Raw genomic sequence first — 21,676 nt, 5'->3', positions numbered from 1 at the left:
CGAGTCTCGAAGAGACCCGGCTACTCATCTCGATCGGCGCTCAATTTCGTGGCTAAGAAAAAAACACAGCCCAAGACCTCGGCAACCCGCCCCATGTCGCGCGTGCAGCTACCACCAGCGGAGGTTCGCTACGCCGACGAACTGGCTGCGCTCGCCGCATCGGACTCAGCGTCTCGACCCGAAGGCTGGAATCTGTCGCCCCAGGCCGTGGTGGACTTCATCTGCGGTAGCGATGGAGTCAAAGTTGGCAGCAGCAAAACGAACGCGCGAGAGATTAGCGAAAAGTTCGTCGGTCCGCGTGATATCGTCCAACGCTGCGTTGTGACGCTAGCCGGTGAACGTGGCTTGATGCTGGTAGGTGAACCGGGCACGGCCAAGTCCATGCTTGGTGAGTTGTTGGCCGTTGCCATTAGCGGGACGGGGTCGCTCGCGGTGCAGGGAACGGCAGGCACGACAGAAGACCAGATTCGCTATGGTTGGAACTACGCCATGCTGCTCGATCGAGGGCCGGTTCGGGAGGCTCTCGTTCCCTCCCCCGTCATGACGGCCATGCGAGACGGCAAGGTCATACGCTTTGAAGAGATCACACGTTGTTTGCCCGAAGTTCAGGACGCATTGATTTCGATCCTCAGTGAACGTCGATTGATGATTCCGGAAATGGATCAAGCCGGCGACGAACAAGCCAATAGTATCTTCGCGGCTCCTGGATTCGCGCTCATCGCGACCGCAAACCTGCGCGACCGCGGTGTCTCAGAGATGTCGGCGGCACTGAAACGTCGGTTCAACTTTGAGACCATTGCGCCGATTGCCGACGAGGTCCGCGAGCGAGAACTGGTATCGATCCGCGCCGCGGCGCTCCTTGCCGAGACCGGCTCGCTGGTGGCTGTCGATCGTTCACTGGTGGAGATTCTAGTAACCGTGTTTCGCGATTTACGAAGTGGACGCAGTGATGAGGGGTGGCAGGTCACACGCCCGAGCACCGTGATGAGCACCGCCGAAGCGGTCGCCGTTGCAACAGCCATCACCCGTGAAAGCGTGTTTTTCCCCAGTGGCTTTGATCCAATTTCGCGGATGCCAGGACACTTGCTCGGTGTCGTGATGAAGGATGAAGCCAAGGATCGCGAGCGACTGCTAGCCTACTGGGATGGTCCCGTGCGGCGGCGGGCAGAGGACGGATCGCCGCTCTGGAAGAGACTCGTTGATCTTCGTAGAGTTTTGGAGGAGTGATGGAGTCCTTGGATCCATCGATGCTTGCCTTGACGCAGTCTCGCGCTCCACTCTTGATCGGGGTGCGGCATCATTCCGCGGCACTTTCTCGAGCCGTACCCGAGATGCTCGACGCGTTCGCCCCGCAGTGCCTACTCGTCGAGTTGCCCTCCGACCTCGCGGACTGGATCGAGCACCTCGCCGATCCTCAAACGATGGCACCGGTTGCCATTTCTGCCGTGCACGACCAACACGGACTGTTCTTTTATCCCATGGCAGACTTTTCACCGGAGTGGGTTGCGATCCGCTGGGCGCGACAACGGGGCATCCCCGTCGTGCCTTGCGATTTGTCTGTGGCAGCGAAGACTCCTCTTTCGAACTTGGAGTCGAGTGAATCCGATGCGCAGTGGGAACAAGCCCCAACGACGTTGCTCGATCGCCTCTTGCACCGTACAGGAGAGAGCGACACAGGGGGATTGTGGCAGCGGTTGGTAGAATCACCAGGATTTGAAGCGGAGCCCGACGCGATCCGTGCTGCCGCGTTGGTGTTCGGATATGCGGTCCGTCACAGCACGCCGGATATATCATCTCGTGATCTGGTTCGGGAGGCAGCGATGCGGGAAGCGATCCGGATGGCACCTAAGCATAGCGCCGCCGTGATCGGATCATTCCATGCCGCCGCCTTGCTTCCCGAGGTTGTCCGATCGCAAGAGCAACACGATGCCGCCATCCTGGCCGCCGCGATCGCCGAGTCGTCCGACGGAGTCGGCGTGTCGCTCGTTCCCTATTCCTTTGAGCAACTCGACGAACGTAGCGGTTACCCAGCCGGGGTGCGTGATCCCGTCTGGCATCAGCGCATGTGGGAGTCGAGAACTTGCCTGGACGCCGATGCGGCGGCCGCAGAACTCGTCACGGCAGTCTGCCGGCGACTGCGTCAAGATGGACACGTCGCCGGAATGCCCGACGCGGCCGAGTCGCTACGAATGATGCGAGACCTAGCGAGGTTGAGAGGGTTGCGTGTTGCCGGTCGAGGTGAGCTAGTCGAAGCGATTCAGACGTGTTTGGTTCAAGGAGATCTGATGGGTCGGGGCCGAGCTGTCGCCAAGGCAGCGGGCGAGATCTTGATTGGTGATCGGATCGGCACAGTTACGCCCGCCGCTCCCCGCTGTGGATTGGCCGTTGATATCGATCGGCAACTTGATGCATTGAAACTGCCTGGTCGCGACTCGTTCGGAGGGCAGTCGCGATCCACCCGGCGTGCAGCGAGCGGCGCGCCCGCCCGCGTCGATGAAGATGCCAAGGAGATCCAGCTCGACGTGCTGCGGCGGCCTCGCGATCGCGCACGCGCCGTCGTCTTACGTCAACTCAATGCGGCAGGAATACCATACGCCGAGCGCATCGATGAAGTCGAGCGGGGACATCGCGAGAACTTGATCGAGCGTTGGCGAGTTGGCTGGCAACAGGGCACCGCCGCGACCATTGAATCGGTTTCACGCTACGGTGTCTCCCTGCGTCAAGTGGTTGAGGGCCTAGTGCGCACGGCGGGGCGAATCCCTGGTCAGGATTTCAGTGACACCGATGACTTACCTGCTACCATTTTGGGTCGGCTGCGAATTGCCACCGAGTGTGGTTTGGTAGGATTGACACGGCGGACGCTGACGCAAATCAGCGATTCGTTTCGAGCAGCCGCTGGATTATCCGAGCTCGTGACAGCCGTGACCATCATCACTCGCATTCGTGCGGGGCACCTACCCGGCTTACCACCGGACATCGCCGCCGCTTATCCCCCTTGGGTGGAAGTGTTCATTTGGCCTCACTCGGTCGATACCATCACTGCATGTTTGGAAGCTGGATTGGAGCGTCTGGCGGGCATGAGCGGCTCACAAGCTCCGCAAGATGTCACCGCTATCGTGGACCTAATCGACTGGATGACGGGTGATTTGCAGGCCGCGGTGATGTCGGATCTTAGCGAGCCGGCCTCTGAGTCCGGCCGAGTTCGGCTGACGCAGTGGTGTCGTCAGACGATGCGTAGCGGCAGCGACCGCATGCGAGGTGCCGGCGCAGCAGCATTATGCATGTTAGATGAACAGAGTGACGCTGCGTTCGTGGCGCTCACGCGAGGTTGGCTAGACTCGGCTACAGATCGCGAAGGCCGAACACGTCTCAAGGACTCGCTCGCCGGAGCGACTCAAGTCCTGCTTCCGCGGATGCAGAGCGACCCTCTGTGGTTGGGTGGCATTGGCGACGGCATCGAGCACATGTCCGACGAGGTATTTTTGTCACGGCTGCCTTCCCTGCGAGGCGCATTCGCTGAGTTTTCACCTGCGGATCGACAGCGATTGTTGAGCGTCTGTTTGTCCGAACTAGACGAACGCGACACCCAATTGAACGCCAGCGGCTCGACACTACCGTTCGACCAACAGGGTGATCCCGCTACGATTGCAGACGAATTAGTGCTGCTACGGCAAGCAGATCTGGCAGGACGGGATGCGATAGAGAAACGCTACCCCGCAATAGACCAATGGCTAGCGAAGGCCTCGACCTCCAACAGTAAAACACCACACACTGCACAGGAGCCAGCGAGTGATGACACCAAAGCTAGGTCAACTCAAAGAGCTGCCAGCGACTTTACGACAGCGGATCGATGGCGATTGGTGTTTGGTTTGCCGCCGGATTCCAATTCCGCTACGGTCTCACGCTGCGCCACGTCCCTCGACCAACTCTACGGGCGTGGCCGCGGTGAAGGGGCACGGGCGGGATTGTCCGGTAGACCGCCTGGTAGGGGTGGCGGGAGCGAGGCTCCTCAACCGACGACGGCGCAGTGGGCGGATGATTTAGAGGCATTATTCGGTAGTGATTTGTGCCAAGAAGTACTCGGCGCGGCAGCGGGTGCGGGCCGATTGGCCGCTATCGAGTTGCTCGATCCCGAAACCGTGACGCCTTCGATTGAGTTGCTCGAACAAGTCTTGTCGCTTGCCGGAGCGATGCCGGAATCGAAAATTGCGACGTTGCGACGATTGGCCCGCCGCATCACCGAGGACTTGGCCATGCAGTTGGCGGTGCGACTCCAGCCGGCACTGCATGGACTGTCATCGCCTCGGCCGACCCGGCGAAAAAACCGCAATCTCAATCTAGCTCGCACGATCCGCGATAATTTAGCGAATTGTCATCGTCGGCCCGATGGCCGAGCCACCATTGTCGCTGAGCGATTGATGTTTCGTTCGCCCGCGAAGCGGCAGATGGATTGGCACGTGACGTTTGTCGTGGACGTCTCTGGATCAATGTCGGCGTCGGTGATTTACAGCGCTCTGGTCGCCGCCGTGCTCGATGCCTTGCCCGCTCTGTCAGTGAAGTTCTTAGCATTCAGCACGGAAGTGCTCGACTTCAGCGAACAGGTCACCGATCCCCTGTCGCTGCTCATGGAAGTTCAAGTCGGCGGCGGAACCAACATTGGGCTGGGGTTGCGAGCGGCGCGGGCGGGCATTTCGGTTCCCGCGCGCAGCATCGTGATTCTCGTTTCAGACTTTGAAGAAGGTGTTTCGGTCGGAAGTATGATTGCGGAGGTTCGGGCCTTAGTCGATTCCGGAGTGGCCTGCCTGGGCTTGGCTGCTCTGGATGATCTCGGTGTAGCGAGATACCACCAAGGTTTTGCTGCCATGATGGCGGGAGCTGGCATGCCAGTTGCCGCAGTCAGTCCCGAAAATCTGGCACGCTGGGTGGGAGATCAGATTCGCAGAGCACAGACGACGTCATGACGACTCCGCGCCCTACCATCACCGCAGAAATGCTCGCCGCCATTATCGATGCGGCCCCAAGTCGCGTACGAAAACGTTTGGATCGCGAGCCGAATGCCGCCAGCACCTGGCAGTGGAATCGCGACGGACTCTGCTGGGTGATTTCCGCTGGCGAAGAGACGGTTCGCTTGACAGGAAACAGTAACCACGAAATCACGCAACCGAAGGACATCACGTGTTCTTGCCTTCTGACGCCGAAATGTTTCCATGTGCTCGCATGTGTCACGCTGCTGCCGCTGGCCAGTGGCAATGACAGCTCACCGTCGAATGACGAAGACCAAACCGCAGGCGAAACAGCCTTGCCGGACGAGCAAATCGAGATTACCGCCGCGATGCGACAAACCGCTATCGAGAGCATGCACGCCATCGATGGTGTGATGGTCAGCGGTGCGCGGGCCAGTGGCGTCATCATCCAGTCATCGCTGCTGCGTGCCGCGCACCAAGCTCGCGCCGAAGGACTCATTCATTTGTCGGCTGCGTTGATTCGCATCGCGGAAGGCATCCAGCGGCTTCGCCGTTCTGACGACCACACCGATTGCGAACTCCTACGTAGCGATACCGTTACAGCGATTGACGCAGCGAACGAGTTATTGGGTGAACAAACAATCTTGTCCGCGAAGCTCGGTTTCTTACGCCGCCAATTTTCACCGACAGGCGTGAAAAGATTGGCGGGCATCCTTGCCGAACCGATCCTAACGCTCAGTGGATTCGCTGGTGTAGTGACGCACTTGACCGGTGACGATGGACAAATCTATCAAGTTGTAGAAACACGCCCGGGCGATGTTGCTCTGATCGGCCAAGCGTACCGAGGCGGAATCGAACTGGGTGGAACAACGGCTTCGGCGCAAATCCTCAGTCGATCCCATATGGATGTGCAGAACATGAGCTGTTCACCCGATGGTCGGTTAGGAAAAGGCAGCAAGACACGTTGGGTGATCGAGCCGTCGCGTGGGTCTGCTGCACCTAGAAACCCACCGCTATCAGCGCGTTGGACGGCACCACTGCGTGACCAGGTCGCCGCGGTATTCGATCTCGCCCACGAGCCTGATTGGAAACGCAGAGGCGGTTGGGACTTGGTTTGCATCCAAGGCAAAATCCTCGGTGCCCATGGTTTGGGAGTTGCCTTTGAACTCGATGAAAGTGATATCCGATTGACCTTGGGGATCTCGATCGATCATGCCGCCCTACCGTTTCGAGAGAACCTGCAGATGCTCGCGAGATGCCCTGGGCTGAAGGTAGAAATGTTGGGTCGTGTGCGGCTCGAACGGGCCGGGTGGATCGATGGACTGAGTCTCCGTACATTCTCAGACGATCTCGTGCTCCCGGATTCCTGGGCGGGACGTTGTCACTTGGGACTCGATCGACTTCAACGCCAGTATTTTCGACATGCCACGAGGTTTGCGAGCGAGGTCGACGACGCCCATCAGCAGGCGCCGTCTGCGACAATCGCTGGCGCAGCATCTCAGGTTAATTTGTTTCCAGGTCTGGATCGTCGCTGCACTTCTTTGGTGATCGGTGGTCGTGGCTCTATCGGACCTATCGCATCGACGACCCATCGCCGCGACCATGCCCGATTAATTTCACGAGGACAAATCGCCGCCGCTGATATACTCGACGCTGTGGCGATGGCCTGTTCCGAAGCGCCAGCGGTGCGGCGGCGCGAGGGCGAGATCCAATACACCGATCAATTTCGTCGGCCGCTCGTGTTGGCCGCCGCTGAGCAGTATCTTCGCGCAGCACGCGGGTTCTACGAGCGAGAAAAGTGGATGCGTGTCGTCGGCTGAGGACTTTGCAGTGGGCTCCGCCCCGGATCGATTGGGGGCCTAGTTGAGCTACGCGTTAACAATGCCACTGATATCGATTTGGTACATCTGGCGGCCACCGGAATGCGCTGAGTCGATCACCACGGATCGACCATCGTTGCTACTTCGGGGATGCGTATCACAACGCCACTCCCCAGTGAACTGAGGTGGTGCTGGGAATTTACCCAACGACACTCTGCGGTTAGTTGGAACGTGATAGAGATAGGGATTCTGCTCGCGGTTTTTACCGAGCGGATACGTGTCATTGAGAATCCATTCGTTGTCGGTATGGGGCACGTAGGTGTTATGACCGTTGGTGGCCATCACACCTTCGCCCACAACCTGGATGTCCTGCGTCTGATCTTTCAAAAGATAGAACGCCGCCGGCTTTCCCACCGGCTTCGTCCACGCGCATACGTGCTTGGGATCGCGCCAGATAAAGTGCGACGTATGTCCTGAGGGGTCGAGGATGTATCGTTCCGAACCGTCCATGTTGACAGTGAACATTCTCGTCGAAAACCCACCCACCGGACGCGCGTTGTCACCCTCGCCCTCGTTGTTTCGCCAGCGATGCAAGACGATAAAACGGGTGCCGTCTGGGCTGACCAGCAGGTGATTGAAGTAATTCCATTTGTCCGCCAATGACTGACCGTTGTAGTCGATTTTTGCGGCGTCAGCGAGCGAGAAGATCAACTCCGTTTTGCCCGTTTCAATCTCCATTCTCCAGACGCCTGATTCTTCAGGAGCCCGTTGGCGAGCACTCGGATCAGGCAAGCCAACGTAGCCGTAGCCGGGTCGCATGCGTTGGATTCGAGCGAAATCCGCAGTAATTGCGTACTTGCCATCCGGACTGAGGGCATAGATGGGGCGCGGCAGAGTACGTAGTTTTTTGGTTTTCACATCCAGCAGTCGGCACACATGCTGGTTCTCCTGCCGATCGTTCCACATAACTTCCGAGGCGGATCCCGGACGCCACTGCAGCATGCAGCCTTGCTGCCAGCCCCAAGCATGACTGCTGCCTAGCGGTATCCACCGCTCGTCGGCCTGCGTGTCGACCATGCCCACACCGATCACGTCATCCGCGGTAGGGGTGCGTCCAGAAAAGTTCACTTCATTCGCCAGGACGAAGCGGTCGGCGGGGTCAAATTCGAGCTTGTCGTAGTACCCGAACCAGTGGTCCGGCCCACCATGGGTCAATTGTTTAGTGGGTGGCAATTCGAGCAACGAATCGGCCCCACCCACCGATCCGAAGGCGGCTAGGGACGCGGCAGCGGACAGCCCACTCATTGCTTGACGGCGGGTCAGTTTGGATGCCGCTGAAATCGGCATGTCGAATGAGTGGGATGTGATGACGTCACCTGGAAAAACATGATGGAAAGAACGGTGTTTGATAATGGCGAGGATGGTTAGAATACCATACGGCAGCGCCGCTCGTGTCTCGACCTCACTCCCTTCTAAGCATCCCGTATGGCCGTCCGTCTCAGTGTTCTCGTGCTCCGTCCTCCCGGCGGTGGATCGACGTGGCATGCCCACAGCGACGATTTACTCGGTCATCTACTCGGTCGGCCAGGGCTTGACGTGACTCTGCTCGAACGCCTGCCCGACGCCGCGGAGGATTCCACCGAGTCGCTCGCGTTGGAATCGATCGGAGGGCATATCGCGTGCCTCGCATGGCAGGATCCGGCCGAGGTGATGGCGGACTTGGACCGTGCCGGTCGGCCCATGCTTCGTCGCCCACATGCAGGTGATCCTCAGGATGAGGTCTCCGCGAAGCCACCATCGGTATCGGCAACTTCGCAGGAGTCGATACGGCAGGGGCGGATGTATTTCTTCGACATGCGTCGCCAGGACGGAGTGCCAGCAGTCCTCGGTGCATTGCAAGGGCTGTTGCGGACCCTCCAGGTGCCCACATTTCAAATCGGCTCGCCATCCGAATCGGCGCCGCCCCGACTCAACTCCTCCGCCACCCTTGATCCTGCGCCACGTCCCGCTCCACCCGCGCCTGTCTCTCCCCCAACTCTAAAATCTCGCCCCGAAACACGTGTAGCCCCATCCCAATCCGACGCACTTGATCGCCTCGTTGACGAACTCGACGCATTCGACAGCTAGGCCCCCCAGTCACAGCCCCGGTGGTGCGAGCTGAACTTGGTCAACAGATGTTGTTTTCGCCGCCTGCGGTAACACCAGGCTGAGCCGAGTGCCGTGACGCACCGAGCAACGTCGCAAGCCCGGTCGCTTACGTGTCTCGGCACACGAATTCAACAGCACGTCCAGAGTTGCAGATTGCTCGGAACACATAACCTGCGGGGAAAACACCACGAACGTCTTACCGACTTCCGCTACTCCGCAGCCTGGATTTGGTATGTCGTAAGAACCGAGCAATCATCATCATGACGCGCGTTACTCCCGCACGCCGGTCAATCACTTGTAAAAGTTCATTGGTCTGCCACCTGAACGCTTTTGTTTTCCATTCTCGAAATTTTGTAGTGCTCGCACCGTGAACCAACCCCACGACACTGACGACGTCGCAAACACGTCGCAATCGCCGGACAGTGAAACCCTTGCTGTTGATGCCAACGATGGGGCTGACGTCAACGGCGGCAATGCTCCAACCGACGAAGGGCCGGGTTGTCTGCCGGCGATTGTCGCGGGCACGTTATTACTCGGCATCGCTGCTGCGGTGATCTGTGGGGTGACGACCTGGATCCTGTTTCAAAAGCGTTCTGAAATTGCTGTGCGCACGCTGCAGGGTTTTGTCCCTATGATTGAGCAGAGCTTGCTTGAACCCCACGACAAGGCCAAGGTGATCGAACAATTTGAAGGACTGATCAAAGAGATCGGTGCCCCCGATTACCCACCCACTCAAGCCGCAGCGATCATGCAACGGGTCGTGCGGTTGCCAATCACGCACTGGGGCGAACTCGATGCGATCGAAATGTACATCCAAGAGAACTTCGAAGATCCTGACAAGCAGCAAGCAATCACGGAACTGTCGCGCGTTCGCAGTGCAATTCAAACCAATCAGGCGACGGTGTTTGATATCATCGACGTGGTGGAGCCTGTTGTCATTGTCGACGAGAAAACAGGCACCCGCACGCTGAAATCCAAAATAGTGCCACAGGATGTTCGCGGGGTTATCTTGCGAGCGAAAATACTGGCGGATCGTGCTAAAATCGAAGACAAACGATTCCCTCGTATCGAAATGTCCACAATTCTGCGTCAGGAAATCAAAACTGCCAAAACCGAGGGCGGGTTCTAGCGGCCTGTTGAGTTCGTTGCATTCACTGTCCGAGTGCACAAATACCAACCCGAAACGCAAGCGAGGTACGTGCTGAACTGCCTCACCGGCGCGCCGGGTTTGTAAACCACCAGGCAGCTAGGCACTCATTTGCCCCCAGCCCCGTTTTGGAGCCCCGCTCACGTGGAGGTCGCTGTGAATACTTTTCCGCAATATGGTCTGATGCCTCGTTGGCCCGAGAATGGCGAAGGCTTCATCCACCCTGAAGACATTTCCATTGTCAGTCGGCTAATCCCGAGCGAACGTGTCTTGCGGCGTGAGTCGTTTGATGGTCAGTACTATCACTACCACTACGGCGAATTCAGATTTCGGTTGCTGCCATGCATGTGGCTGCCCATCGCCGGCGAAGGGCTCGATATCGGCGACGATGTCGAAGCCATCGGCGTGGGAATGGAGCGGGACCTGTTTGTGGGTGTGATCACCGGCATGTATTACGTTCGCCGCAAGGGGCGTATTTTGTATCGACTGCGGCGTGGAGCACAAATGCAGAAACGGCTCTACCTGCATGAGCATCTACGCCTACTGTCCACCAAACAACACGTTCGGCCCGGTGAGATCGAGCACCCCACCCCGACCTGGAACGGCGCCGGCGAGCGAATCACAGACTGGTAGCCAGAGTTTCCCGATCGCAGCGACCTGGCAAACTGGGGACTCTGTACGCCGCCCTGTTTTTTTATGAATGTTTATCCCAGCGACCTGCCGATACCACTTCATGCAGCATCGGATGTGCCGCATGGAATATTAACGGCAACCGCGTCGACACTCGGCGCCGTCGCACTCAGGCCAGGGAAACGGCCTCTTTCCGTTCCCTTGGTGCCACGATACATTTCGTATCCGAGCGAGATAGTGGCACCTCAATCTCTATGCCTGAGGTCGCTGACTATGAATGTTGAAGCACTACACACCGCGTTTGGAATTGCCTTTACCTTCGTGTGGTTGATCGTTGGTCAGATCATCGTGGATGGGAATTGATTTCCTCGCCCGCGATTGCACCACACCGCCTCCGACTAATCCGAGTAGGATGACGCGTGACGAAATCCCCTCCCGAGTCGTCCCCGCCCGAGTCGCTATCGTCACAAACCGGGCTCCAACTCGTGTTAATGCGGCACGCTAAGAGTGATTGGGCGGACGAAGATCTGTCGGATCATGATCGCCCATTGAACAAGCGAGGTTTGCGAGACGCTCCAAGGATGGCACGTTGGATTGCCGAGTCGGGACTGCTGCCCACTCACATCCTCTGTTCCTCGGCAACTCGCACCCAGCAAACAGCGATGTTGATGCAGTCGTACTGGGACAATACGAAGCTCGAGACCGCCCACCTCCACGTGATTCCCGAATTGTATCTGGCCCCTGGTGATGCCATCCTTGAGATCGTCTGTAACGATTTCGCCAACTCGATCGAGAATTCGGGGAACCAGCCAAGAACAGTGTTGGTGCTAGCACACAACCCGGGCATCAGTTACGCCGCATCGGCGTTGCTAGAACATGCGATCGGGCTGAGCACCGCTGCGATGGTCGCGTTTCGGTGCGACATTCCACGCTGGTCGGTACCGCTGACTGCAGAAAACACACGATATTTGGCCGAAATGAAGCCCAAGGGGCTCGATCGCGATGCCCGGCCCCAAACATGAATTTGGTGTGGGTTTGTTTGGCGCTGATCGCACACTTTGGTTTGCGGCTGTCGGCGTATAACCGCCTGAATTCGCTGGGGTGGCCTCGGAGGGCGATCAAACGCATTGAAAAGCTCATGTTTCTCGAAACATGGGTTACGCCTGCGGTGATAGGAATTGTGTGGGCCCGGTCGTTTCGTTCAATGGCGGAGGGCAGCTTTGTTTGGGACGACCTACCATTGGCGGTGCTTGCCTATGGCGTACTGTGTTTAATATTGGGGGGAATGCTGTTCGTACTGTGGCTCCTGTGGCGCCCGATTTTTGGCGTTCAGCACGCAATGGTCACTCGCGTAAACCGCGTCGAGCGAGCCTCACGCGAGGATATCGAGCAATTTGCCAGAACACCCAAATGCCGCCGGGCCGCGCGTATTCCCGGTAATCAGTTTCTCGATCTTGCCATCGAAAACATCGACATTCCGCTCGCTCGGCTGCCACGTGAACTGGATGGTTACCGAATCGCCCATCTGTCGGACATTCACCTCACCGGCGATCTCGATCCCGCCTACATGGCGAGGGTGATCAATCGAGCGTTGGAGTTTCGACCAGAGATGTTCGCATTGACCGGCGATATCGTCGATGCACAGGAATGTGTGGCGTGGCTGGCTGAGATGTTTTCAGCGGCGAGGGCCAATGATGGCAGCTTTTTTATCTTGGGAAACCACGACACACGCGTTGCAGAACCCTCGGAAGTGCGACGGCAGATGGCAGCAGGTGGCTGGACGGATGTAGGTGGTTGCTGCCGAAGGACTCGGCTACGCGGCATCGACGTCACCCTCTGCGGAAATGAATGGCCGTGGTTTGAGCGCCCGTCGCCCACCGAGATCATCGCCATCGAGGAGGCGATGGATGCGCAGCTGAAAATCTGTTTGAGCCACAGCCCTGATCAATATGACTGGGCACGGCGGCATCAATTCGACCTGCTGCTGTGTGGCCACACCCATGGTGGACAGGGTCGGCTGCCGCTGGCCGGACCGATCCTCAGCCCGAGTTGGCATGGTACGCGATGGGCCTCCGGTGATTTCTACCGTGCACCGACGACAATGCACGTCTCACGTGGTCTCGGAGGGGTGCATTTATTGCGCATTCACTGCCGCCCAGAATTGTCGCTGTTGACGCTCAGGGCGACCTGAACGAATGCCTTCCATGCTCGATGGCCCCGCGCCCATCGTCCCGGGAGCTCATCGCTCCATTAGCCCGTCGTCCCGTGAGCCCAACCCCCGAACACCGGCATCCTGGACGACATGCCCGCTCCCACGGATGCGCAGCGGTCGGTAACTTACTCAGCGATTCTGCCCGCTTTCAAACTCTGCGCAATGGCGGTCGTGAGGTCCGCGAAGGTTTCTGCAGTAAAGTTCTGTTGCCCGGCGGTGCGCTGCATCGCCTCGTTCATCTCAAAGGTAACGCCCGGCGGCAACCTCACTGAGGCAAAGGCATCCTTGGCAGGAATGCCAAAGACGCTGAATTTGTCAGCATCGACGTCCATCACGCGGTCTTCGTGCATATTTGGTGGCAATAGCTCCATCTTTCGATCAACAATGTGCAGCTGCGAGGGTCGCGGCGCACTACGAGGTGACGGATCGAGCAGCCAAACGAGCGTTCCCACATTGCCGTTTTCAGGGAAGACCCAGATGTAGTGCCGCACCACCATCTCACGATGTTCCCCGTCACGAAGGAACACAGCGGGAGCGTCAATAAGAATGCTATTGTCCGTCCTCGCCACCTGCTCCACGCGAGCGAGAGAGGCGACATTACTATCCAAAACGCCGCGCCCGATGAGAGAGAGCCCCCCACCAAGATCGCTTTGGGTGTCCGACGTGACCACGGTGTTCTTACCATCGATGAGCATTGAAAAACCAATCGCGACTCGATCGAGTTCAAATTCGCCTGCTGCATTTTGGTTGGTATTCGCCAACATGACGAGGTTGAAGAGCTCGGCGTAATGGCGAACGGTCTCCGACACGGCAGTCGCATCGCCACTGGTAAGCTGGACTTCAACGAAGGACAGCAGGTTGGACCATCCCGTCGGCGGCCCCTCCACAAACCTGGCTCCTGCCGGGATCAGGTCCAGCGGCTTGCGCTGAAAGTTGACGCGCCGCTCTCCCGGCGTCTCCAGCTGCTCGGCGGGTGCCGCTCCAGTAAATCCAGGCAGGCAAATCGCTTGGAGCAAGATCACCAACGCGAGGGACCGGGGAACGATCCGCGACAAGAACCCGTGTGTACCAACGATGGCAGTCAATCGCATGGGGCAGAGTCAAGAACAGAGGAAGAGATCGGTGACTGAAAAACGTGTTGTACCAAACCGAGATAAAACGACTCGATAGATTAGTACCACTGCATCGCGTAGTCTTCAAACCGCTTAATCGCGAGCTCGCCTGCGGCGGGATCACGCACGTAACGTGTCCACTTGGATTGTTTGGCAGCGAGTTTTCGATATAGCAGCGTCTTGGCGTACTGGTAACGGTGCCAGCTCCACGGGGTGTCGCGCGCATACGATTCGATTTCCCGCTGCCGGTTCGCCAGCATCGCACGCACGCCCTCTCGGATCGTCTCGTCAGAATGATCGACCAAATCAAAAAGCGGAAAAATACCTTCATCATCTATCGGCTTGACGGCGATCATGACAGACGGTTTCAGATAGCCCCCCGCGACCCGATTGGTGTTATAGCGGTGGGCAACGTAATCGACCGGAAACAGGCAATACAGCACGACGGCCAATGAAAGGGCAATCAGTTGGGACTGGATCAGCCACCGCACCGAGTGTCGCCGCAAAATTTTGACAATCACCAGTGCAAATCCCACCAGTACGAGTGTAATGCCGAAAAAACCAATCGTCCGCATCCGGGTCATCCCGTTGTAGCCAACGTAAATTGATAAGCGGTTATAAACCGCGACGGCGAGCAACAAGTTCGTTCCCGACCAAATCCAGGCGAGTAATCTCAACCGCTCAATGCGAGGATCACGAAACATCGCGTCATGAAAGATCATCGACAGCGTGACGGTGGCCAATGCGAGCGCGACCGTTAACCATGCAGCCCCCTGGTGCGCGTAACCGGCGTAGTAGAACCCTGCCGGAAACTCACGTCGCCATAACGTCGTGAACTCAAAGGCAAGATAAATGACAAACAATCCTATTAAGGCGACCAACATATTGCGAAAAGGCGCATACATCGAATTCGCCTCCCCAGCGTCCGCTGGTTGGGGCAGCGTGACAAACTCGTCCGTGCTGGCGTCACCGAGCAAGCGTTGGATCAGGTCGCCCTGCCCGGGCGTGAGCGGGCGCAGCAACCCCATCCCGACAAAGAACGCAAGTACGCAGAACGGAAGTTCCCAGAGAGAGACTTCCGAGAAAAAGTCCATCACCCGCGTGAAAGTCGTATAAAGCGAGTTGGAAACCCGTTCTACCAAATCGGGATTCGCCAAGATAAAGATGCCGCCGAACAAGCCGACTGCGAGCACTGGAAATAGCACGGACAGCCACACCGACCGCGAGGGCGTGAGCCGAGCGGAAAGCGAGACGCTCTGCAACTGAGGCAGACGCTGGGCGCCCAAGAACGGTGCAAACATGGTCGTCGTGATGAGCCGCAACAGGGTCGGTAACCATCCTGAGAGTGCAAGCACGAGCGCCACCAAGGCAAAAACTGCGGACAACGTGAGCTCAGCGGATCCTTCCCAGCCCAACCGAATCACCGCCAGCAACAACAATGTTCCGGCAACGCCCACCCCACTCCAGAACGGCGTTGGCGTCAGCTCGCTTGCCGGCCGCCAGCGCAACAGATGCGCGACGGCGACAGCGACCAGAGCCACCGCAAAGAACGCGGCGACGGCGAAGAAACCGCGACCTCGAAAAATCAATAGGTCAGCGGCGACAGTCCACACGACCACCATGGATACTTCGGCCGCGAGTGCCCACAGACGATCGATGCCAGCGGGCACCGCCTCCGGGGTGGGATTGGTGAACTCGCCGGCCTCGGAAACGTTCGCATCGTGAGACATTGATAGGGGTCACCAAAAGACGAGAAGATACCACACAAGGATGCTTCTTATCCTACACCGAACCGGCGGGCGAAAATGGGCGGGCCAGCCCGTGAGTCCGGGCGTGCTGGCGGCTGAGCTAGCCTGGCGGCCCGTACCCAGCCGGCACTCAGCTTGTCAAGCTCCACTTAATTGACAGCCCCACAGGAACTTTCAGGGATGTTTCGACCTGGGGGGCGACGGCTGGGCTTGTGGCGATTTTTGGGCTTCCATATCATGCCGCATTGACTTTCCCGCCTGTTGTTGTGGTTTTTGCCCCAACCGCGACCCATTTTTGCGTCTCACCGGTGCCCGGATCCCCTGCTTTGTTACCACCCTTGGACACCCTTTCTATCGAAAACTCCAACGAATTCCTACTCGGCACGCCCGTGGGAATGGTCTCGGAGTGGATCGCGATGCTGCCATCGTGGAACACGGTAATTGCGCAGACGATCCTGCTCGCTCAGGACGCCGCATCAGGTGGGGCGAAGACTCCAGGGCCGCAAAATATTTGGGAAGCGTTTTTTTCCTCGCCACTTCCACTGATCGCTGGGCTGGCGATGATCTGGTATGTGACGTGGTTTCTACCGGAAAAGCGAAAACGTCAAAACGAAGCCAGTCTGCTGGCGTCACTGACGAAGAATGATCGTGTCGTCACCATTGGCGGACTGCACGGGACCGTCGTCTCTGCGGTCGCAGATAGTGATGTGATCACACTGAAAATCGACGAGGCGGGAACGACCCGCGTCAAAGTCAACCGATCGGCCATCGCGGCGATCACCGAACACGCCAAAGGCAAACCGCTCGGAAAAGACGGCCAGCCCGGCACCGAAAATAAGCCCGGTAAAGACTCCCGTGGCGAATCCCCGTCTAAAAACGCGTCCGGCGAGGAGTCGTCGGACTAACCGTTTTCTCGTTCTCAATCACCGTCTTTCGAAAAATCACGATGGATCTTCTTTCCTCTCGCCTCGACTGTGTCGTTTCCTCCGCAATTGCTTGCGCGCGGGATTGCTCGGCCAGCCTCACGGCAATGTTCGCACAAACGGATTCCGCTGTGGCGGGCGAATTCTCCCAAGGCATGAATACCGAAAGGTGGGTGGCATTGCTCGTCGCGGCGGCTGTTCTCATCCTGCCCTTTGTCGTGGGCGGTCGCCTGGCCAAGTCGCTCAAAATGCCAGGCTACGGCACGCGATTTGGTTTCATCTTGGTTGCCATCCTCGGCAGCGGCGTGACGCTGTGGAACCGCATGCCCGGACTCGGTGTTGACCTCCAAGGCGGTACGATTCTGGTCTACGAGATCGACCCGCAAAAGCAGGCCGAACTGAAGGAAAACAACTCACCCATCACCAGCCAAGACCTGGTTGAGCCGCTCACGCAGCGAATCAATCCGTCGGGCACGCAAGAAATCGTCATTCGCCCCTACGGTGAATCGCAAATCGAAATCATCGTCCCCGCTGTCGACGATCGCGAAGTTGCCCGGATCAAAAAGCTGATCGAGGAAGCGGGGGTACTGCGGTTCGCAATTTTGGCCAACGACCTCGACCATGCGGCCATCATTTCCCAAGCGATTGAGCAATCCGAACTGGACGACCCCGTCGCCGCCACCGCCGTTCAAGTCGGCGATATTGACGATGGCCTCTACGGACGCTGGGTCAAACTGGGGCGTGAATCGAAAACGATCGATGGCGTCCGCGCGATGCGAATGTCCACTCGCGGCATGACCATTCGCAATCCGAATACGGGCGAAATGCTCCAAATCCCTAGCAATTTGCCAGGCGCAGACAACGAGCCCGAAGAGGTCAGGATCGCGAAATGGCTCCAGACTCAGCCTTTTTCTGAAATCGAAGTGCTGATGATCATCAACCCGTTGCTGGACATCCAAGGCGGCGACCTGTCGTATTCGGCAAGTACGTTTGATGAGCACGGTGGCCCGGCGGTCGCATTCAACTTGACGGACCTGGGCTCGGGTCGATTCCGCGCCCTGACGCAGAACAACTCGCCCGAAGGCACGCACAAGCGACAACTGGGCATTATTCTCGACGACACGCTGTTGTCCGCCCCCAACATTTTGCAGGCGATTTCGAAGGAAGGCCGGATCACCGGTAACTTCACTCGCGAAGAAGTTGATGGACTCGTGCAGATCCTGAAGGCCGGTCAACTGCCGACCACTGTGACCAAACAACCTATCGCCGAAAACCAAATTGATGCCACCCTCGGTGCTGATACCATCGAAAAAGGCGTGTTTGCCATCGAATTGTCATTCGGATTGGTGCTGATTTTCATCCTGTTCTACTACCGTTTTTCGGGCATCGTGGCGTGCATCGCATTGGTGATGAACCTGATGCTGATCCTGGCCACGATGGTCTTCATCAACCAACCCATGACGCTGCCAGGACTCGCTGGCTTGGTGCTCACCGTCGGCATGTCGGTGGACGCGAACGTGTTGATTTTTGAGCGTATTCGCGAAGAATTGAAGAAGGGCGCCAAGGACAGGATGGCCATCCGCAATGGTTTCGCGCGAGCGACAACCACCATCGTCGACGCCAACTTGACCACGCTGATCACAGCATTCGTGCTGTACGCAATCGGCACGGACCAGATTCGCGGATTCGCCGTCACGTTGATTCTCGGTATCGTGTTCTCGATGTTCACCGCGATTTATGTTTCGCGAACGATCTTCGATTTGGCCGAACGACGCGGTTGGCTGTCCCTCTCGATGTCCGACACGGTAAACTCATTACGTGCAGCGATATCGGGTGGTGGCGAAATCAATTTCATGAGCATTGGCCGCGTGATGCTGATCGTTTCTGCGATCTTCGTGACGGCCGGGTTCCTGGCTCTCTATGAACGTGGACGCGGCATTCTTGACATCGACTTCGCAGGTGGATCCTCGGTGCAATTCCGCGTGGACGCCCCGACCGAAACCGACGAGGTCCGGCAAATCATGACCGAAGCCTTTGCCGACAACGGAGACGAGCAGATTCAGTTCACCGTCAACGGTGTCAGCATGGAAGGTGCCACAGACAACACGGTCTTCAAGGTCGATTCCTCTGTCGACGATGTCGATCTACTCAAACGAGCGATCGTTGAAGGCTTTGCCAAGCATCAAACCGTGGGGCTGTCGACGTACAAAATCGATATCACCCCAGCAGACCTCGGCACAGACTCACCTAGTGAAGCAGATCAACCTGCTGCCGAGAGCACCGGCGCCGCCTCGACACCCAGCGCCGCTGACCAATCGCGTTTTCAACGCGTTGACAATGGCGTCATGTTGACGGCATTCCAAGCAGACGACGAGTCGGCCGACGATACCGCAGCGACCGCACAGACTACTGCCGAGCCGGCCGAACCCGCAGCCGAAACCACTGGTGACGATACCGCCGAAGCTGCTGCCACGTCGACAGGCCCGGAAATGCGTGATGTGGAAATGCGAGGCTACGCTTACAGCACCTCCGATATTTCATTGGGTATCGAAGGCAGCTCGAAGGATGCTGGGATCAATGAGGACGGCCTGATGGAAGCGCTTAACCAAGCTGCCAAGGCTGCCAAAGTCCCGCTGAATGAACGCGGCGTGAGACTGCACCCCATCGGCGAAAACACCGAAGAATGGTCCAATGGATCGGCCTTACCCTACGCCAACTGGCGAGTCCAATTGCCCCTCTCGGGAGACAAGGCGATCGCAGTTATGAAGCAACTCGAGGAAAACCTCGGCAGTGACCCCGTCTGGATCAGCAGCAGCAGTGTTGGTGCCCGTGTCGCGGGAGACATGGTCGGTCGAGCTCTCGGAGCACTCTTCGCTTCGCTGTTGTGCATCATCGGCTACATCTGGTTCCGCTTTCAACGAGTGGTCTACGGCGTGGCCGCCGTCGTCGCCCTATTGCACGACGTGATCATCACACTCGGCGCGATTGCCGTCAGCTTCTGGCTGGCCAATTACCTTGGCTTCCTGCTCATCGATCCGTTTAAAATTTCACTAACAGTGGTCGCGGCACTGCTTACGATCGTGGGCTACTCGCTCAACGATACGATTGTCGTGTTTGACCGCATTCGTGAAACGAAGGGCAAAGCACCACGGCTGACCAAGGAGATGGTCAACTCCAGCATCAATGACACCCTCAGCCGCACGTTGCTGACCTCGTTGACAACGCTGATCGTGGTCGTCTTGCTCTACGCGATGGGCGGGGAAGGCATTCATGCGTTTGCGTTCGCCCTCGTCGTCGGTGTGCTCGTCGGTACCTATAGCTCCATCTTTATCGCCAGCCCTGTGCTGCTGTACCTGGTCAATCGCCAGGACAAAAAGGAAGCGATTGCGAAGACATGAGCTATCCACGCGTAGCCAGCCTTAAGAGTAGCGAGGCTTTCCGACGCCATTTATCAGAATCCGCCATCGAAATACCGTTCGCCGACGACGTCGCCGACGGTCCTGATTCACCGCTAGCCCAACCTTTGCAGGTCCACGGGCAGCGAATCGGAAATCGATTTTGTATCCTGCCGATGGAGGGCTGGGACGGGACGAAGGATGGCAAGCCGACTGAATTAACACGTCGGCGCTGGCAAAACTTCGGCCTCAGCGGAGCCAAGCTGATCTGGGGTGGTGAAGCGGTTGCTGTGAGGCGGGACGGACGAGCCAATCCGAATCAACTGATGATCAACGAGGCCAACCTCGGCGAGATCGCAGACCTGAGAAAATTGCTCGTTGACACTCACGCGGAACAATTTGAGTCCACCGATGACTTGATGGTGGGAATTCAACTCACACATTCAGGGCGTTACGCACGTCCCAATGAGAAAACGAAGCCAGAACCCCGAGTCCCCCAGCGCAATCGCGTGCTCGATCGCCGCGTGGGTGTCACCGACGACTCTGCAATTCTTTCCGATGACGAACTCAGCCGCTTGGTCGATGATTTTATTGTTGCCGCAGTAGCAGCCGAACGGGCGGGATTCACGTTTGTCGATGTCAAGCACTGCCATGGATATCTCGGCCACGAACTACTGGCGGCCGTTCAACGACCAGGTAAGTACGGCGGCAGTTTTGACAATCGCACGCGGTTTTTGCGTGACGTTGTCGCTGGTATCGATGCTGCCACCACGAATATGCACATCGGAGTACGGCTGAGCGTTTTCGATTTCATGCCGTACTGCCCAGGCGATGATCGAGTCGGCATCCCAGAACCGGAGAGCGAGACCACCAAAATCTTTGGTGCCACCCCCGACGGGACGGCCATCGATTTGGCGGAGCCCTCCCAGCTGATCAAGCTGATGCAGGAGATCGGCATTCGCATGGTGTGCACGACCGCCGGCAGCCCCTATTACAATCCGCACATCCAACGTCCCGCATTTTTTCCGCCGAGCGATGGCTATCAACCGCCCGAAGATCCACTGGCGGGTGTCGCCAGGCAGATCGCAGCGGTTGCCGAGCTCAAGCGACAACACCCTGAAATGATCTTCATCGGATCGGGCTACACCTATTTGCAAGACTACCTACCACAGGTAGCCCAAGCGGTTATCGAGCAAAAGATGGCTGATTCCATCGGGCTCGGCCGGATGGTGCTGTCGTACCCCGAATTGCCTGCCGATGTGATTGCCGGTGAGGATTGGCAGCGAAAGAAGGTCTGCCGTACCTTCAGTGACTGCACCACAGCTCCTCGCAAAGGCATCGTGAGCGGTTGCTACCCGCTCGATCCGTTCTACAAGAAACGCCCCGAACGAGAACTGCTCAAAGCAGCCAAGGCGAAACTTAATTCTTAGCGACGGCAGAGCGATTGGACCGCTGCCTGATGAGCAAGCCCCGGTCGCGGTCACTCACCGTGAGGTATCGCCCGCTTGGCTGGCAAACAAAAAATTCCTCCTGGACAACCAGGAGGAATTTTCGCTTGCCGAATTTACTACCAGCAA

The 21,676-nt window shown here is 57.9% G+C and carries 14 protein-coding genes; 11 read left to right on the top strand and 3 right to left on the bottom strand.

Going from position 1 to position 21,676, the window contains the following annotated elements:
* The first annotated feature begins 48 nt into the window (after nucleotides 1-48).
* Genes Poly21_RS15120 through Poly21_RS15110 form a run of 3 tightly spaced genes read left to right on the top strand, consistent with a single transcriptional unit; the run spans nucleotide 49 to nucleotide 6,784 of the window.
* Nucleotides 49-1,227, top strand: a complete 1,179-nt coding sequence (locus tag Poly21_RS15120) for an ATP-binding protein (RefSeq protein WP_302119025.1) — start codon at nucleotides 49-51, stop codon at nucleotides 1,225-1,227.
* Nucleotides 1,228-1,247: 20 nt separating this feature from the next.
* Nucleotides 1,248-4,961: a DUF5682 family protein gene (locus Poly21_RS15115; protein ID WP_146408722.1), complete on the top strand. Its 3,714-nt coding sequence runs from the start codon at nucleotides 1,248-1,250 to the stop codon at nucleotides 4,959-4,961.
* Nucleotides 4,958-6,784, top strand: coding sequence for a hypothetical protein (locus tag Poly21_RS15110; protein WP_302119022.1), 1,827 nt, complete (start codon nucleotides 4,958-4,960; stop codon nucleotides 6,782-6,784). The genes Poly21_RS15115 and Poly21_RS15110 overlap by 4 nt, the downstream gene beginning before the upstream one ends.
* 48 nt (nucleotides 6,785-6,832) lie before the next feature.
* On the opposite strand, the gene Poly21_RS15105 is transcribed toward Poly21_RS15110, so the two are convergent.
* Nucleotides 6,833-8,131 carry a hypothetical protein gene (locus Poly21_RS15105; protein WP_146407781.1) on the bottom strand — a complete coding sequence of 433 codons (1,299 nt, stop codon included), beginning with the start codon at nucleotides 8,129-8,131 and terminating at the stop codon, nucleotides 6,833-6,835.
* Between the two features lie 138 nt (nucleotides 8,132-8,269).
* On the opposite strand from Poly21_RS15105, the gene Poly21_RS15100 reads away from it, so the two are divergent.
* The 5 genes from Poly21_RS15100 to Poly21_RS15080 all read left to right on the top strand — a co-directional run bounded on the left by Poly21_RS15100 (nucleotide 8,270) and on the right by Poly21_RS15080 (nucleotide 12,900).
* Complete coding sequence (locus Poly21_RS15100; protein ID WP_146407780.1) at nucleotides 8,270-8,911, top strand: hypothetical protein; 642 nt, start codon at nucleotides 8,270-8,272, stop codon at nucleotides 8,909-8,911.
* Between the two features lie 388 nt (nucleotides 8,912-9,299).
* On the top strand, nucleotides 9,300-10,061 hold the full coding sequence (locus Poly21_RS15095; RefSeq protein WP_302119019.1) for a hypothetical protein: 762 nt from the start codon (nucleotides 9,300-9,302) through the stop codon (nucleotides 10,059-10,061).
* 174 nt (nucleotides 10,062-10,235) lie between these two features.
* Nucleotides 10,236-10,712, top strand: a complete 477-nt coding sequence (locus tag Poly21_RS15090) for a DUF6960 family protein (RefSeq protein ID WP_146407779.1) — start codon at nucleotides 10,236-10,238, stop codon at nucleotides 10,710-10,712.
* 416 nt (nucleotides 10,713-11,128) lie between these two features.
* Nucleotides 11,129-11,731, top strand: a complete 603-nt coding sequence (locus Poly21_RS15085) for a SixA phosphatase family protein (RefSeq protein WP_302119017.1) — start codon at nucleotides 11,129-11,131, stop codon at nucleotides 11,729-11,731.
* On the top strand, nucleotides 11,728-12,900 hold the full coding sequence (locus tag Poly21_RS15080; RefSeq protein ID WP_146407778.1) for a metallophosphoesterase: 1,173 nt from the start codon (nucleotides 11,728-11,730) through the stop codon (nucleotides 12,898-12,900). The genes Poly21_RS15085 and Poly21_RS15080 overlap by 4 nt, the downstream gene beginning before the upstream one ends.
* Nucleotides 12,901-13,046: 146 nt before the next feature.
* Here the strand turns inward: Poly21_RS15080 and Poly21_RS15075 are convergent, their stop codons facing one another.
* Nucleotides 13,047-14,012, bottom strand: coding sequence for a pyruvate kinase (locus Poly21_RS15075; protein ID WP_146407777.1), 966 nt, complete (start codon nucleotides 14,010-14,012; stop codon nucleotides 13,047-13,049).
* 80 nt (nucleotides 14,013-14,092) lie between these two features.
* On the bottom strand, nucleotides 14,093-15,763 hold the full coding sequence (locus Poly21_RS15070) for a DUF4153 domain-containing protein (protein ID WP_146407776.1): 1,671 nt from the start codon (nucleotides 15,761-15,763) through the stop codon (nucleotides 14,093-14,095).
* Nucleotides 15,764-16,089: 326 nt separating this feature from the next.
* On the opposite strand from Poly21_RS15070, the gene yajC reads away from it, so the two are divergent.
* From yajC to Poly21_RS15055, 3 genes are all read left to right on the top strand, one after another.
* Complete coding sequence (gene yajC / locus Poly21_RS15065; protein ID WP_302119014.1) at nucleotides 16,090-16,686, top strand: preprotein translocase subunit YajC; 597 nt, start codon at nucleotides 16,090-16,092, stop codon at nucleotides 16,684-16,686.
* A gap of 125 nt (nucleotides 16,687-16,811) precedes the next feature.
* A complete protein-coding gene (secD, locus tag Poly21_RS15060) occupies nucleotides 16,812-20,102 on the top strand; it encodes a protein translocase subunit SecD (protein WP_302119781.1) in 3,291 nt (1,096 codons plus the stop codon).
* Entirely contained in the window at nucleotides 20,099-21,529 is a 1,431-nt protein-coding gene (locus Poly21_RS15055; RefSeq protein WP_146407774.1) for an oxidoreductase, read from the top strand. The genes secD and Poly21_RS15055 overlap by 4 nt, the downstream gene beginning before the upstream one ends.
* Nucleotides 21,530-21,676: the final 147 nt, after the last annotated feature.

The sequence above is a fragment of the Allorhodopirellula heiligendammensis genome, assembly GCF_007860105.1.
GTDB classification, from domain to species: Bacteria; Planctomycetota; Planctomycetia; order Pirellulales; family Pirellulaceae; genus Rhodopirellula; species Rhodopirellula heiligendammensis.
Note: the sequence above shows the minus strand (reverse complement) of the source record. Positions and strands in the feature narration are given on the sequence as shown.

Excerpts from the sequence above, each read along its gene's own strand:
- Poly21_RS15115 (WP_146408722.1), top strand. The coding sequence starts at position 1,248 with ATGCTTGCCTTGACGCAGTCTCGCGCTCCACTCTTGATCGGGGTGCGG.
- Poly21_RS15110 (WP_302119022.1), top strand. The coding sequence starts at position 4,958 with ATGACGACTCCGCGCCCTACCATCACCGCAGAAATGCTCGCCGCCATT.
- Poly21_RS15105 (WP_146407781.1), bottom strand. The coding sequence starts at position 8,131 with ATGCCGATTTCAGCGGCATCCAAACTGACCCGCCGTCAAGCAATGAGT.
- Poly21_RS15100 (WP_146407780.1), top strand. The coding sequence starts at position 8,270 with ATGGCCGTCCGTCTCAGTGTTCTCGTGCTCCGTCCTCCCGGCGGTGGA.
- Poly21_RS15080 (WP_146407778.1), top strand. The coding sequence starts at position 11,728 with ATGAATTTGGTGTGGGTTTGTTTGGCGCTGATCGCACACTTTGGTTTG.
- Poly21_RS15075 (WP_146407777.1), bottom strand. The coding sequence starts at position 14,012 with ATGCGATTGACTGCCATCGTTGGTACACACGGGTTCTTGTCGCGGATC.
- Poly21_RS15070 (WP_146407776.1), bottom strand. The coding sequence starts at position 15,763 with ATGTCTCACGATGCGAACGTTTCCGAGGCCGGCGAGTTCACCAATCCC.
- secD (WP_302119781.1), top strand. The coding sequence starts at position 16,812 with ATGTTCGCACAAACGGATTCCGCTGTGGCGGGCGAATTCTCCCAAGGC.
- Poly21_RS15055 (WP_146407774.1), top strand. The coding sequence starts at position 20,099 with ATGAGCTATCCACGCGTAGCCAGCCTTAAGAGTAGCGAGGCTTTCCGA.